Origin of the sequence: Pseudomonas sp. SWRI22 (genome assembly GCF_014268395.2) — a bacterium.
GTDB lineage: Bacteria > Pseudomonadota > Gammaproteobacteria > Pseudomonadales > Pseudomonadaceae > Aquipseudomonas > Aquipseudomonas paracarnis.
This window is the reverse complement of sequence record NZ_JABWQK020000002.1, coordinates 1-13,646: the sequence shown is the minus strand read 5'-3', so window position 1 is coordinate 13,646 and position 13,646 is coordinate 1. Positions and strand designations below refer to the sequence as shown.

The window sequence follows — 13,646 nt, the reverse complement described above, 5'->3', positions numbered from 1 at the left end:
TCCTTACTCGTCGCCAAATGCTTAGATCAAGCCTTTCTTCTGCTTGTAGTCGCGAACGGCTGCCTTGATGGCATCTTCAGCGAGTACGGAGCAGTGGATTTTCACCGGCGGCAACGCCAGTTCTTCGGCCAGCTGGGTGTTGCTGATAGTGACAGCCTCATCCAGGGTCTTGCCTTTCATCCATTCGGTCGCCAGGGAGCTGGATGCGATGGCCGAACCGCAGCCGTAAGTCTTGAATTTGGCGTCTTCGATAACGCCAGCATCGTTGACCTTGATCTGCAGGCGCATCACATCGCCGCACGCCGGGGCGCCGACCATGCCGGTGCCGACATCTGGATCTTCCGCGTTCATCTTGCCGACGTTGCGCGGGTTTTCGTAGTGGTCGATGACCTTTTCGCTGTAAGCCATGGTACTGAATCCTCACTCATCAGGGCCGCTCTGGAACCCTGTAGAAACGCCTGCGTTTTCCGCCACGTTCCTACAGAGCTTGGGTGGCGGCTTCTATAGTTAGTGTGCCGCCCACTCGATCTTGGAAATATCGACACCATCTTTGTACATGTCCCACAGTGGCGACAGAACGCGTAGCTTGTTGACGGCTTCGCAGACCTTCTGCGCGGCGTAGTCGACTTGCTCTTCAGTGGTGAAGCGGCCGAACGTAAAGCGGATAGAGCTGTGGGCCAGTTCGTCGTTGCGGCCCAGGGCGCGCAGTACGTACGAAGGCTCAAGGGACGCCGAGGTGCAGGCCGAACCGGACGATACCGCCAGGTCCTTGAGCGCCATGATCAGCGACTCGCCTTCAACGTAGTTGAAGCTCAAATTCAGATTGTGCGGTACACGGGCGGTCATGCTGCCGTTGATGTACAACTCTTCAAGGTTTTCGACCTGCTTGTAGAAGCGATCGCTCAGGGCCTTGATGCGCACGTTTTCGGCAGCCATGTCTTCCTTGGCTACACGAAAAGCCTCGCCCATGCCGACGATCTGGTGGGTCGCCAGGGTGCCCGAACGCATGCCGCGCTCGTGACCGCCGCCGTGCATGGTGGCTTCGATGCGCACGCGAGGCTTGCGGCTCACGTACAGCGCGCCGATGCCTTTAGGGCCGTAAGTCTTGTGGGCCGAGAACGACATCAGGTCGACTTTCAGCTTGGACAGGTCGATATCGACCTTGCCGGTGGACTGAGCAGCGTCGACGTGCAGCAACACACCCTTGGAGCGGGTCAGCTCGCCGATGGCGGCGATGTCGTTGATCGTGCCGATTTCGTTGTTCACGTGGATCACCGAAACCAGGATGGTGTCTTCACGCATCGCAGCTTCGATCATGGCCGGGGTGACGATACCGTCGGTGGTTGGCTCAAGGTAGGTGACCTCGAAACCTTCACGCTCCAGTTGGCGCATGGTGTCCAGGACAGCCTTGTGCTCAATTTTGGTGGTGATCAGGTGTTTGCCTTTGGTCGCGTAGAAATGCGCCGCGCCCTTGATAGCCAGGTTGTCGGACTCGGTGGCACCGGAGGTCCAGACGATTTCGCGCGGGTCGGCATTGACCAGGTCAGCGACCTGGCGACGAGCGTTCTCGACCGCTTCCTCGGCTTTCCAGCCGAATACGTGGGAACGGGAGGCCGGGTTGCCGAAGTTTCCGTCGACCAGCAGGCATTCGCTCATTTTTTGCGCGACACGCGGATCAACCGGGGTGGTCGCTGAGTAATCAAGGTAAATCGGCAATTTCATGGACTTTCTCCTAAATCAGGCTGGCTGGCGTGCCGTTAGCTCTTCGGCTGTCACTCGACGGCGGACGCTTCGATCTTGTCCAGACGCGGCGCCTTCGTGTTGCAACGGCGCTGGTCCTGACGCTGGGCTACTTCTTGCACCTCACGGCGAGTCACAAGATCAGCCAAGCTGATACCACTCAAAAACTCATGGATCTGCAGGCTCAAGTCACACCACAAGTGGTGTGTCAGGCAGGTGTCGCCGGCATGGCAGTCACCCAAACCCTGGCATTTGGTGGCATCGACGGATTCGTTGACCGCGTCGATCACCTGGGCCACCTGAATACCCTGCATGTCGCGGGACAGCTGATAGCCGCCACCCGGACCGCGAACGCTGGAAACCAGATTGCTACGGCGCAATTTGGCGAACAACTGCTCGAGATAGGACAGGGAAATGCCTTGGCGCTCGGAGATATCGGCCAGGGACACCGGCCCAGTTTGCGCGTGCAAGGCCAAGTCGAGCATGGCGGTCACCGCGTATCGGCCTTTTGTAGTCAGTCTCATGGACAAGTACCAAGGTGTTTCAGAATGGGAGCAAGTATGCGATTCCCGAGTATTTAAGTCAACTATAAGACCTAGTACTTTAGTCAGGATTACCCGTAAAAAGGGCGCGCGAATCATAGCAGGATGGGGCGGGATCGAACAGCGCAACCAGGCCTGCTGCAAGACCACCGAGCCAATGGAGATCAAATGTGGGAGCTGGCTTGCTTGCGATAGCTGTCTATCAACTTGCTTATAGGTTGCTGGCCCATCGCAATCGCAGGCAAGCCAGCTCCCACAAGAGACCGCGTTCAGCCTGCCTTGGTGGTAGCGGCTTCGTCCTTGATTTCAGCAAAATCTTCTTCACGCAGTTCAGGCAAGTCTTTGGCACAGTACGGGCTGCCCAACTCCTTCAGCGCCCCGCACATACCCTCCAGCTTGCCGTCCACCGCCTGCAAATGATCAAGCAATTGACCAATCGCACGAGCCACCGGGTCGGGCATATCTTCACTGACGCCATAGGCATCGAAACCAATCTTCTCGGCCATCGCCTTGCGCTTGGCCTCTTGCTCATCACCGACTTGCGGCTTGACGATGATGCGGCCTGGAATACCCACAACCGTGGCACCCGGCGGCACAGCCTTGGTCACTACCGCGTTGGAGCCAACCTTGGCGCCGGCACCCACGGTAAACGGCCCGAGCACCTTGGCGCCCGCCCCTACTACCACGCCATCGCCCAGCGTTGGGTGGCGCTTACCCTTATTCCAGGTGGTGCCGCCCAGGGTCACGCCCTGATAGAGGGTGACGTCATCGCCGATCTCGGCCGTCTCGCCAATCACGATGCCCATGCCGTGGTCGATAAAGAACCGACGACCCACCTTGGCACCCGGGTGGATCTCGATACCGGTCAACCAGCGCCCAAAGTTCGATACCAGCCGCGCCAGCCACTTCCAGCCCATGCCCCACAGGGCGCCAGACAAGCGGTGGATCCAGATCGCGTGCATGCCCGGGTAGCAGGTCAGCACTTCAAAGGCGTTGCGCGCCGCCGGGTCACGGTGGAAAACACTTTGGATATCTTCTCGCAAACGCTCGAACATTTTTAATCCTTCCGCTCAAGAAGCTCACCACGGGCCGCTTTCTGGGTTTCCGTGAGGATGCCACGCAATATGTTCATTTCAGCCCGGCTCACCGAGCTGCGGCCGTACAAACGACGCAGGCGCGCCATCAAGTGCCGTGGCTTTTCAGGGTCGAGGAATTCGATGGCTACCAGGGTTTGCTCCAGGTGCTCATAGAACCGTTCCAGCTCGTCCATGGTGGCCAACTCGCCACTTTTGGTCGATGCAACCTCTTCCTTTTCCATTTTGCTCGGCTGGCCAGCAGCGGCCAGCCAGGCCATGCGCACTTCATAAGTCAGCACCTGCACCGCAGCCCCGAGGTTCAGCGAGCTGAACTCAGGGTCTGAGGGAATATGCACGTGGTAATGACATCGCTGCAGCTCTTCGTTGGTAAGGCCGGAGTCTTCACGGCCGAATACCAAGGCGATTTCAGCACCGTCAGCAGCCTCTTCCACCATTTTGGTGCCGCATTCACGCGGATCCAGCAGCGGCCAAGGGATACGACGATCACGGGCGCTGGTGCCGAGCACCAGATTGCAGCCGACCAAGGCATCCTCCAAGGTGGCGACCACTTGGGCATTTTCAAGCAAGTCATTGGCACCGGACGCACGGGCATCAGCCTCGTGGTGCGGGAATACCCGCGGTTCGACCAGCACCAGGCGCGTCAGCCCCATGTTTTTCATGGCTCGCGCCACCCCGCCGATGTTGCCGGGATGACTGGTATTGACCAAGACGACACGAATGTTTTGCAGCAAGGGAGGCGCTCGCGGACACAGGAAAGGGGAGCAAATCTTACAGAACCGCCTAAGGTTATGCCATGAAAGCGAACGTCGTCCTTCACCTCAGGAAAGTTTCTGCTAGAATGCTCGGCTTTCTTTAACAACCTTAGGTGACCTATCCATGCAGCCCATGCTGAATATCGCGCTGCGCGCCGCCCGCAGCGCCAGTGAATTGATCTTCCGCTCCATCGAGCGCCTGGATACCATCAAGGTCGACGAAAAAGACGCCAAGGATTATGTATCCGAGGTGGATCGCGCCGCCGAACAGAAAATCATCGACGCCCTGCGCAAGGCCTACCCTACCCACGGCATCCTCGGTGAAGAAACCGGCCTGCACAAAGGCAGTGGCGAAGGTGAAGACTACCTGTGGATCATCGACCCACTGGATGGCACCACCAACTTCCTGCGCGGCATCCCGCACTTTGCCGTGAGCATCGCCTGCAAATACCGTGGCCGCCTGGAACACGCCGTTGTGCTGGACCCGGTTCGCCAGGAAGAATTCACCGCCAGCCGTGGCCGTGGCGCCCAACTGAACGGCCGCCGCCTGCGTGTCAGCGGCCGCACCAGCCTGGAAGGCGCCCTGCTGGGTACCGGCTTCCCGTTCCGTGACGACCAGATGGACAACCTGGAGAACTACCTGGGCATGTTCCGCGCCCTGGTTGGCCAGACCGCCGGCATCCGCCGTGCCGGTGCAGCCAGCCTGGACCTGGCGTATGTAGCCGCCGGTCGCTTTGATGCGTTCTGGGAGTCGGGCCTGTCCGAGTGGGACATGGCAGCAGGCGCCCTGCTGATTCAGGAAGCAGGCGGCCTGGTGAGCGACTTCACCGGTGGTCATGACTTCCTGGAGAAAGGCCACGTCGTGGCTGGCAACACCAAATGCTTCAAGGCAGTACTGACGGCGATCCAGCCGCACCTGCCGGCTTCGCTGAAGCGCTAAGCGAGCGGGCACAAAAAAGCACCCCGCGGGGTGCTTTTTTTATGCGTGGGATTTAGCAAAAAACCAATTCCAACTGACTCAATACAATCCGATGTGGGAGCTGGCTTGCCTGCGATGGCGGGCTGCCAGCCAACTGATTAGTTACTGACCCACCGCTATCGCAGACAAGCCAGCTCCCACACCTGGATCGAAACCAGACCTGGGGATTACTGCTGGTTCTGACCGAGGATCAGACGTCCTTCCTTATCCACCGGGATCTGGCTGCCAGGGTCGCGCTCCATACGCACGGTACCTTCCTTGCCATCCAGGTTGTAACGCACGTCATAACCGACCACCTTGTCACTGATGTCGTTAACGGTGTTACAGCGTGTTTGCGTAGTGGTGTAGGTATCGCGGTTCTGCATACCTTCCTGAACCTTGTTACCGGCGTAGCCACCACCGACCGCACCGGCCACGGTGGCCAGCTTCTTACCGTTACCGCCACCAATCTGGTTGCCTAGCAGGCCACCTGCAAGGGCGCCCACCACGGTACCGGCGATTTGATGTTGGTCCTGCACCGGACGCTGCCGGGTCACGGTGACGTCCTTGCAGACCTCACGCGGGGTCTTGATCTGGGTTTTAACCGGCTGCACCGCCAGTACTTGCGCATACTCAGGGCCGCTTTTTACCAGGCTGTAGGTGGCAACAGCGCCTCCGGCAGTCACACCGACAGCACCCAATACCGCACCAACCAGCAACGACTTGTTCACATGAACCTCCTGACCATCACAAGCGGACCGAAAGATCCGCGCTATACCCAGCCTTGGAGCAAAAAAAAAGGCGCGAGTTCAATACTCGCGCCTTTCTTGTAACAGCGGATCAACAAACGCCCATCAAGGACGGTCGTCGACCTCCTTGTCGGTAGCGGCAGGAGGGATCAAGTCTTCGCTGTTGAGGTTCAGCCAGATCAGCACCACGTTGGCGATGTAGATCGACGAGTAGGTACCCGCCAGAACGCCGATAAACAGCGCCAGGGAGAAGCCCCACAGGTTGTCGCCACCGAAGATCATCAGCGCAGCAATCGCCAGCAAGGTGGAGATCGACGTCGCCATGGTCCGCAGCAGGGTCTGCGTGGTGGAGATGTTGATGTTCTCGATCAACGTCGCCTTGCGCAGCACGCGGAAGTTCTCACGAACCCGGTCGAATACCACGATGGTGTCGTTGAGCGAGTAACCAATGATCGCCAGCACAGCCGCCAGTACGGTCAGGTCGAAAGTGATCTGGAAGTAGGCCAGGATACCCACGGTCACGACCACGTCGTGGATCAGCGACACAATGGCGCCGACACCGAACTTCCACTGAAAGCGGAAAGCCAGGTAGATCATGATGCCGACCAGCGCCATCAGCATGCCGAGGCCGCCCTGGTCGCGCAGCTCTTCACCCACTTGCGGGCCGACGAACTCGACGCGCTTGACCGATGCCGGGTTGTCGCCACCCACCTTTTGCAAGGCCTCGGCTACCTGGTGACCCAGTTGCGGGTCTTCGCCAGGCATGCGCACCAGCAGGTCTGTGGTGGCGCCGAAGCTCTGCACAACGGCTTCGTGATAGCCGGCCTTGACCAGCTCGCTGCGCACCAGGGTAACGTCGGCCGGCTTCTCGTAGGTCAGCTCGATGAGCGTACCGCCGGTGAAGTCCAGGCCGTAGTTCAGGCCCTTATGGAACCAGCTGAACAACGCCAGAACGGTAAGGAGCACGGTGACGCCGAACGCAACGTTGCGAACGCCCATGAAGTTGATTGTACGTAACATGGCAGCCCCTTAAATCCACAACTTCTTGAAGTCACGCCCGCCAAAGATCAGGTTGACCATTGCGCGGGTCACCATGATGGCCGTGAACATCGAGGTAAAGATCCCGAGGGACATGGTCACCGCAAAGCCTTTCACCGGGCCCGTGCCCATGGCGAAGAGAATCCCGCCGACCAACAAGGTGGTCAGGTTGGAGTCGAGGATCGCGGTAAATGCCCGGCCGAAGCCTTCGTTGATTGCACGCTGTACGGTCATGCCGGCGGCGATCTCTTCACGAATCCGCGAGAAGATCAGCACGTTGGCGTCCACCGCCATACCCATGGTGAGTACGATACCCGCGATACCTGGCAGGGTCAGTGTGGCGCCCAGCAACGACATCAAGGCCAGCAGCATCACCATGTTGCCCGCGAGGGCGACAGTGGCGATCACACCAAAGAAGCGGTAGATGGCGATGATGAACAGCGACACGAACAACATACCCCACAGCGCCGCATCGACACCCTTGGTGATGTTGTCGGCACCTAGGCTCGGGCCGATGGTACGTTCTTCAGCGAAGTACATCGGTGCCGCCAGGCCACCGGCACGCAGCAGCAACGCCAGCTCGGAAGACTCGCCCTGGCCGTTCAGGCCAGTGATACGGAACTGAGCACCCAGCGGCGACTGGATGGTCGCCAGACTGATGATCTTCTTCTCTTCCTTGAAGGTCTGCACCGGCACTTCTTTCTCGACGCCGTTGACCATCTGCTTGGTGTAGGTGGTCACCGGGCGCTGCTCGATGAAGATCACCGCCATGCTGCGACCGACGTTGCTGCGCGTGGCGCGGCTCATCAGTTCGCCACCGTGGCCATCCAGACGGATGTTCACTTCAGGCGTGCCGTGCTCGCCGAAACCGGCCTTGGCGTCGGTCACCTGGTCACCGGTGATGATCAAGCCACGCTCGATCAGCGCTGGAGGGCGGTTGCCTTCGCGGAATTCGAATTCTTCGGAAGTGGCACGCGTAGCGCCTGGGTCTGCCGCGAGACGGAACTCCAGGTTGGCGGTCTTGCCGAGGATACGCTTGGCTTCAGCGGTATCCTGTACGCCTGGCAGCTCAACCACGATGCGGTTGGCGCCCTGGCGCTGCACGATCGGCTCGGCGACACCCAGCTCGTTGACGCGGTTACGGACCGTGGTCAGGTTTTGCTTGATGGAGTATTCGCGGATTTCAGCGATCTTGGCCGGGCTCATCGCCAGACGCAGTACCGCTTGACCATTGAGGTCGGCCGGTACGATGTCGAAGTCATTGAAGTTCTTGCGGATCAGCGCACGGGCCTGTTCGCGGGATGCTTCGTCAGCAAAGCCCAGCTGGATAGCGCCGTTGAGCTGCGGCAGGCTGCGGTAACGCAGCTTCTCTTTGCGCAGCAGGCTCTTCACGTCGCCTTCGTAGACCTTCAGACGTGCGTCCAGGGCCTTGTCCATGTCGACTTCCAGCAGGAAGTGCACACCACCGGACAAGTCCAGACCCAGCTTCATCGGGTGCGCGCCAATGCTGCGCAGCCATTGTGGCGTGGTCTGGGCCAGGTTGAGCGCGACAACGTAGTCGTCACCCATGGCCTTGCGTACGACATCCTTGGCCGGCAATTGGTCTTCTTGCTTGGTCAGGCGCAACAAGCCGCCTTTGGAACCAGCCGCCAAGGTTGCCGCTTTAACCTGGATGCCCGCGTCGTTGAGCGCTTTGCTCGCACGGTCCAGATCAGCCTGATTGACCTGCAGCGAAGTGCTGGCGCCAGAGATCTGGATCGCCGGGTCATCAGGATAGAGATTGGGAGCGGAATAAATAAAACCGATCGCCAGCACCGCCAGGATCAGTACGTATTTCCACAGAGGGTATTTGTTCAGCATCACGCCGCCCGCTTATAACGCGGGGCGCCTTGCGCGCCCCGTCGATTGGTAAAGGTTGTTACTCAGATCGCTTTGAGCGTGCCTTTAGGCAGCGTGGCGGCGATGGCGCCCTTCTGGAACTTCATTTCCACGGTGTCGGAGACTTCCAGTACCACGAAAGCATCGGAAACCTTGGTGATCTTGCCGGCGATACCGCCAGTGGTCACGACTTCGTCGCCTTTTTGCAGGCTGCCCAGCAGGTTTTTCTGCTCTTTGGCGCGCTTGGCCTGTGGACGCCAGATCATCAGGTAGAAAATGACCAGGAAGCCGACCAGGAAAATCCACTCGAAACCACCGCCCATAGGGCCGGCAGCAGCAGGCGCAGCGGCGTCAGCCATGGCGTTAGAGATAAAAAAGCTCATTTAGCACTCCAGTTGCAAATAGTGAATCTTAGGGTCGGAAAACTCAGTCCAAGGGCGGCACAGGGAGGCCACGCTTGGCATAGAAGGCATCGACGAAGGCGGCCAATGTACCCTGTTGAATAGCCTCGCGCAAACCAGCCATCAGGACTTGGTAATGACGCAAATTGTGGATGGTATTCAACATGCTACCCAGCATTTCCCCACACTTGTCCAGATGGTGCAGATAAGCACGGGAGAAGTTCTGGCAGGTGTAGCAGTCACAGGTAGGATCCAGCGGCGAATCATCATGGCGATGGAACGCGTTACGGATCTTCAGCACGCCTGTATCGATGAACAGATGCCCATTGCGGGCATTACGGGTTGGCATCACGCAATCGAACATGTCCACACCGCGGCGCACACCCTCTACGAGATCTTCCGGTTTGCCAACGCCCATAAGGTAACGAGGTTTGTCTGCGGGCATCAGGCCTGGCAGGTAATCGAGCACCTTGATCATTTCGTGCTTGGGCTCGCCCACCGACAAACCGCCGATGGCCAGGCCGTCGAAGCCGATCTTGTCGAGGCCTTCCAGCGAGCGTTTGCGCAGGCTTTCATGCATGCCGCCCTGGACAATACCGAACAGCGCCGCCGTGTTATCGCCATGGGCGTTCTTCGAACGCTGGGCCCAACGCAGCGACAGCTCCATGGAGATACGCGCCACGTCTTCATCGGCCGGGTACGGCGTGCACTCGTCGAAAATCATCACGATGTCCGAGCCCAGGTCACGCTGTACCTGCATCGACTCTTCCGGGCCCATGAACACCTTGGCGCCGTCGACCGGCGAGGCGAAGGTCACGCCCTCTTCCTTGATCTTGCGCATGGCACCCAGGCTGAACACCTGGAAACCACCAGAGTCGGTGAGGATCGGGCCTTGCCACTTCATGAAGTCATGCAGGTCGCCATGCTTCTTGATCACTTCCGTGCCCGGGCGCAGCCACAGGTGGAAGGTATTGCCGAGGATAATCTCGGCACCGGTGGCGACGATGTCGCGGGGCAACATGCCTTTGACGGTGCCGTAGGTGCCGACCGGCATGAAGGCCGGGGTCTCCACAGTGCCGCGCGGGAAGGTCAGGCGGCCGCGACGGGCTTTGCCGTCCGTAGCGAGCAATTCAAACGACATACGACTCATAAGTTGTCCTCAGGGCCGCGCGGCGCCGGGTTACGGGTGATAAACATCGCATCACCGTAGCTGAAAAAACGGTACTCGTTAGCAATGGCGGCCTGGTAGGCAGCCATGGTTTCCGGGTAACCGGCAAATGCCGACACCAGCATCAACAGCGTGGATTCCGGCAAATGGAAGTTGGTGACCAGGCAATCGACCACATGAAAAGGTCGCCCTGGAAAAATGAAGATATCGGTGTCGCCACTGAACGGCTTGAGCACGCCATCACGCGCTGCACTCTCCAGCGAACGCACACTGGTGGTACCCACGGCAACCACTCGACCGCCACGTGCCTTGCACGCCGCCACCGCATCCACCACGTCCTGGCTGACTTCCAGCCACTCGCTGTGCATATGGTGGTCTTCGATGTTATCCACACGCACCGGCTGAAACGTACCGGCCCCCACGTGCAGGGTCACATAGGCCGTGTCGACGCCCTTGGCGGCAATCGCATCCAGCAGTGGCTGGTCGAAATGCAGCCCGGCAGTCGGGGCGGCGACGGCGCCGAGGCGCTGTGAGTACACGGTCTGATAGCGCTCGCGGTCCGCGTCTTCGTCGGGGCGGTCTATATAAGGAGGCAACGGCATATGGCCGACGCGCTCCAACAACGGCAACACTTCTTCGGCAAACTTGAGCTCGAACAAGGCATCGTGGCGCGCGACCATCTCGGCTTCGCCACCGCCCTCAATCAAGATGCTCGACCCCGGTTTGGGCGATTTGCTGGAGCGCACATGGGCGAGCACGCGGTGGCTGTCCAGCACCCGCTCCACCAGGATTTCCAGCTTGCCGCCGGATGCTTTCTGGCCAAACAGCCGCGCCGGAATCACCCGGGTATTGTTGAAAACCATCAGATCGCCTGGGCGCAAATGCTCAAGCAAATCAGTGAATTGACGGTGTGCGAGGGCACCGCTGACCCCGTCCAGGGTCAGCAGTCGACTGGCGCGACGCTCGGCCAAAGGGTGGCGAGCGATCAACGAATCAGGGAGCTCAAAAGTAAAGTCAGCAACGCGCATGATGGGGTTCGTCTAGCAGGGCCGGGAAGTCTAGCGGAAATAGTGAAAATAGACCATGAAACGTGATTGACCAACGGTAATCTCATCTCTATACTTCGCCGCCATTGAGCCCTGATGGCGGAATTGGTAGACGCGGCGGATTCAAAATCCGTTTTCGAAAGGAGTGGGAGTTCGAGTCTCCCTCGGGGCACCATCTTAAAGAAAGACCTTGAAATTCAAGGTCTTTTTTTTTGCCTGCAAAAAAGTGCCAGGCGTGGCAGTGGAGGGAGCGGGACCATGGAGTTGACGCTTGAAGCGGTTGCGTTGTTTGCATTGAAGCTGGTGCATGAGACTGACGACGGTAGCCCGTTGCTGCGTGATGATCCCGTGATGGAGGGCTATGATCGCGAGGTGTTCGGGTTGTTGGTGCGCCAGGGAAACCTGGCCGAGATCCAAGTGAAGCTCGATGAATGCATCACCCAGGCGTTGATTGCATTGGGTGGAACGGACAGCGTGCTCGGGCGTGAATTGCAAAGGCTATCCACCGATGTAAAAAACATCTCTCGCCTTGATGAATTGATCTGCCCGCTGACCGTTCTAAAGGGCTATCTGAAAGATGTGCAATGAATCGGTAATCAGGGTAACGGCCAGGTACACCATCAATACCGCCACCCCTGCATCCAGCCAACGCCAGACCGCTGGCTTGCGAAATAATACCGTCAACCGCTGACAGCACAGCGCCAACACCACGAACCACACGAGTGATGCCGTCATGGCGCCTGTCGCGAACAGTGCCTGTTGGCCCGCAGGTTTCGTGGCCCCGATAGAACCAATCAGCACCACGGTATCCAGCCATGCATAAGGGTTGGCAAAGCCGAGTATGACCGCCGAGCGTAATAGCCCTCTTTGCGAATTGCCACCTTGAGCATCCGGCATGGACTGATCCCGGATGCAAGCCAACAGACGCTGGCCACCAAACCAAAGCAAATAGGCCGCGCCGGATAACAGCAATAGCGCCATCACCTCAGGCCGACTTTCCAGTAACGAACCTAAACCTGTAACCCCGAAAGCGATCAGGAAAATATCGGCCAATACGCAAATAGCGACAACGCCCCAGATCGGCCCGCGACCAACGCCTTGGCGGATCACCAAGGTGTCCTTCGGGCCAGGGGCGGCGAACAGTCCGATGCCCAAGAGCAAACCTTCGATGTAAAGGGCATTGAAGTGAGGAAACATGGACTGTTCGAGCCCTCCAGGACTATTTAGCGCAGTTGAATCGGTTGATTACCGAAACCGGTATGACGATCATTCACCGTGCTGCCCAGACCAATGGATTTCTGGCGGTAAAAGGTTGTCAGCAACTGATCCGGATTGGGGTTCGCAAAGTAGATCAATGAGCTTCTGGCGACCGGTTTGCTGGGCGCAAGTACAGCATGGTAGGCGGCAGGCACGGCATGATCGGAGAGCTCTGTCAGCAATGAACCCGCCAGCACCGCGACCTCGTTCTCCAAAAGGCGTACCGGCTCCAATGATCGTCCTTTCATCAAAACCAGCCCTTCGTGGGTAGGCTTGATAAACGAAAGCATATGCCCGTCTTCATGAGGATCCTGGGCATATTGACGAGAATGGTCTTTCGCCTGTGGACCATAGACACACAACTGGATGTACGATGCCGCGCGAAAGGGGGCCAAAGGGGCAACGCCAAATTCCTCGCAAATGCCATCCATAACCCCCTGGGCCAACTCGCTCATCTGTCGCTCAAAACTGCCGACTGCGACAACGAAAGTACTTCGGGTGAATTCGAAAGCGGTTCTTTTTGAAGCGTGCGCGGGCCAGTAACAAAACCGCTCGCACAGGTCCGGGTGATCCTCGGCAAGGGAGTACTCGGTGCCAAAAGGGAAAAAACCATCCGTGTCCTGGGCAAAGGAAAACTCATCCTTGATGGCCTGGGGAATGGCCGAATAGCCATCAATGATCTTTTTGTAGTCCTGCAACATCGCATCAGGAATTTGCAGGATGCCAAAGCCTGATCGGGCAATGGATTCACAGCACGCTTTCATTGGACTCATAGCTATATCCACAAATAGATGTAAAGGAATGCAACACACACAAGGTTCGCAAGCATGTGAGAAACCGCGACACTGGATATGCCAACCAAACCGGGACCTATCCATGTCTTTCACAACGTCGCCAGCAAGACCAAAGTCTGAATCGCTATGTAACCGTGACGGCGGGCAGGTTGTCCTTTTTGGCTTACAAGATGACGACTTCCACTGGAAACGGTTTTGCAAAATATGAGCATCAAAACTGGCGATA

16 protein-coding genes and 1 tRNA gene are annotated in these 13,646 nt (G+C 58.4%); 4 read left to right on the top strand and 13 right to left on the bottom strand.

Going from position 1 to position 13,646, the window contains the following annotated elements:
* Nucleotides 1-21: 21 nt before the first annotated feature.
* The 5 genes from iscU to trmJ form a co-directional block, all read right to left on the bottom strand.
* The gene (gene iscU / locus HU730_RS17440; protein ID WP_003175965.1) at nucleotides 22-408 is read right to left on the bottom strand and encodes a Fe-S cluster assembly scaffold IscU; all 387 of its coding nucleotides are present in this window, start codon (nucleotides 406-408) and stop codon (nucleotides 22-24) included.
* A 99-nt stretch (nucleotides 409-507) separates the two neighbouring features.
* Nucleotides 508-1,722 (bottom strand): IscS subfamily cysteine desulfurase, encoded by a 1,215-nt coding sequence (locus tag HU730_RS17435; RefSeq protein WP_003194019.1) that lies wholly within the window; start codon nucleotides 1,720-1,722, stop codon nucleotides 508-510.
* A 50-nt stretch (nucleotides 1,723-1,772) separates the two neighbouring features.
* A complete protein-coding gene (gene iscR / locus HU730_RS17430; RefSeq protein WP_003194020.1) occupies nucleotides 1,773-2,264 on the bottom strand; it encodes a Fe-S cluster assembly transcriptional regulator IscR in 492 nt (163 codons plus the stop codon).
* A gap of 287 nt (nucleotides 2,265-2,551) precedes the next feature.
* A complete protein-coding gene (gene cysE / locus HU730_RS17425) occupies nucleotides 2,552-3,337 on the bottom strand; it encodes a serine O-acetyltransferase (RefSeq protein ID WP_034128028.1) in 786 nt (261 codons plus the stop codon).
* 2 nt (nucleotides 3,338-3,339) lie between these two features.
* Nucleotides 3,340-4,110, bottom strand: coding sequence for a tRNA (cytosine(32)/uridine(32)-2'-O)-methyltransferase TrmJ (gene trmJ / locus HU730_RS17420; protein ID WP_186527704.1), 771 nt, complete (start codon nucleotides 4,108-4,110; stop codon nucleotides 3,340-3,342).
* A 145-nt stretch (nucleotides 4,111-4,255) separates the two neighbouring features.
* Between trmJ and suhB the strand changes: the two genes are divergently transcribed.
* Nucleotides 4,256-5,071 carry an inositol-phosphate phosphatase gene (gene suhB, locus HU730_RS17415; RefSeq protein ID WP_005791195.1) on the top strand — a complete coding sequence of 272 codons (816 nt, stop codon included), beginning with the start codon at nucleotides 4,256-4,258 and terminating at the stop codon, nucleotides 5,069-5,071.
* Between the two features lie 206 nt (nucleotides 5,072-5,277).
* Here the strand turns inward: suhB and HU730_RS17410 are convergent, their stop codons facing one another.
* The 6 genes from HU730_RS17410 to queA all read right to left on the bottom strand — a co-directional run bounded on the left by HU730_RS17410 (nucleotide 5,278) and on the right by queA (nucleotide 11,351).
* Nucleotides 5,278-5,820, bottom strand: coding sequence for a glycine zipper 2TM domain-containing protein (locus tag HU730_RS17410; protein ID WP_003194023.1), 543 nt, complete (start codon nucleotides 5,818-5,820; stop codon nucleotides 5,278-5,280).
* Nucleotides 5,821-5,943: 123 nt separating this feature from the next.
* Complete coding sequence (secF, locus tag HU730_RS17405) at nucleotides 5,944-6,858, bottom strand: protein translocase subunit SecF (protein WP_003194024.1); 915 nt, start codon at nucleotides 6,856-6,858, stop codon at nucleotides 5,944-5,946.
* A 9-nt stretch (nucleotides 6,859-6,867) separates the two neighbouring features.
* On the bottom strand, nucleotides 6,868-8,736 hold the full coding sequence (gene secD / locus HU730_RS17400) for a protein translocase subunit SecD (protein WP_186527703.1): 1,869 nt from the start codon (nucleotides 8,734-8,736) through the stop codon (nucleotides 6,868-6,870).
* Nucleotides 8,737-8,798: 62 nt separating this feature from the next.
* Nucleotides 8,799-9,137, bottom strand: a complete 339-nt coding sequence (gene yajC / locus HU730_RS17395; RefSeq protein ID WP_003175975.1) for a preprotein translocase subunit YajC — start codon at nucleotides 9,135-9,137, stop codon at nucleotides 8,799-8,801.
* A gap of 43 nt (nucleotides 9,138-9,180) precedes the next feature.
* On the bottom strand, nucleotides 9,181-10,296 hold the full coding sequence (gene tgt, locus HU730_RS17390) for a tRNA guanosine(34) transglycosylase Tgt (RefSeq protein ID WP_032803964.1): 1,116 nt from the start codon (nucleotides 10,294-10,296) through the stop codon (nucleotides 9,181-9,183).
* 5 nt (nucleotides 10,297-10,301) lie between these two features.
* Nucleotides 10,302-11,351, bottom strand: a complete 1,050-nt coding sequence (queA, locus tag HU730_RS17385; protein WP_034128030.1) for a tRNA preQ1(34) S-adenosylmethionine ribosyltransferase-isomerase QueA — start codon at nucleotides 11,349-11,351, stop codon at nucleotides 10,302-10,304.
* Nucleotides 11,352-11,459: 108 nt separating this feature from the next.
* On the opposite strand from queA, the gene HU730_RS17380 reads away from it, so the two are divergent.
* Together HU730_RS17380 and HU730_RS17375 are read left to right on the top strand one after the other, a co-directional pair.
* Nucleotides 11,460-11,544, top strand: a tRNA-Leu gene (locus HU730_RS17380).
* An 83-nt stretch (nucleotides 11,545-11,627) separates the two neighbouring features.
* The gene (locus tag HU730_RS17375; protein ID WP_096143345.1) at nucleotides 11,628-11,957 is read left to right on the top strand and encodes a hypothetical protein; all 330 of its coding nucleotides are present in this window, start codon (nucleotides 11,628-11,630) and stop codon (nucleotides 11,955-11,957) included.
* Here HU730_RS17375 and HU730_RS17370 read toward each other — a convergent pair.
* Both HU730_RS17370 and HU730_RS17365 read right to left on the bottom strand, forming a co-directional pair.
* The gene (locus HU730_RS17370) at nucleotides 11,928-12,566 is read right to left on the bottom strand and encodes a LysE family transporter (protein ID WP_096143346.1); all 639 of its coding nucleotides are present in this window, start codon (nucleotides 12,564-12,566) and stop codon (nucleotides 11,928-11,930) included. The two genes, HU730_RS17375 and HU730_RS17370, sit on opposite strands and share 30 nt — an antisense overlap.
* A gap of 26 nt (nucleotides 12,567-12,592) precedes the next feature.
* On the bottom strand, nucleotides 12,593-13,399 hold the full coding sequence (locus HU730_RS17365) for a 2OG-Fe(II) oxygenase family protein (protein WP_096143347.1): 807 nt from the start codon (nucleotides 13,397-13,399) through the stop codon (nucleotides 12,593-12,595).
* Between the two features lie 56 nt (nucleotides 13,400-13,455).
* On the opposite strand from HU730_RS17365, the gene HU730_RS17360 reads away from it, so the two are divergent.
* The coding region (locus HU730_RS17360; protein ID WP_217862478.1) for a hypothetical protein at nucleotides 13,456-13,646 on the top strand (191 nt) is incomplete at its 3' end.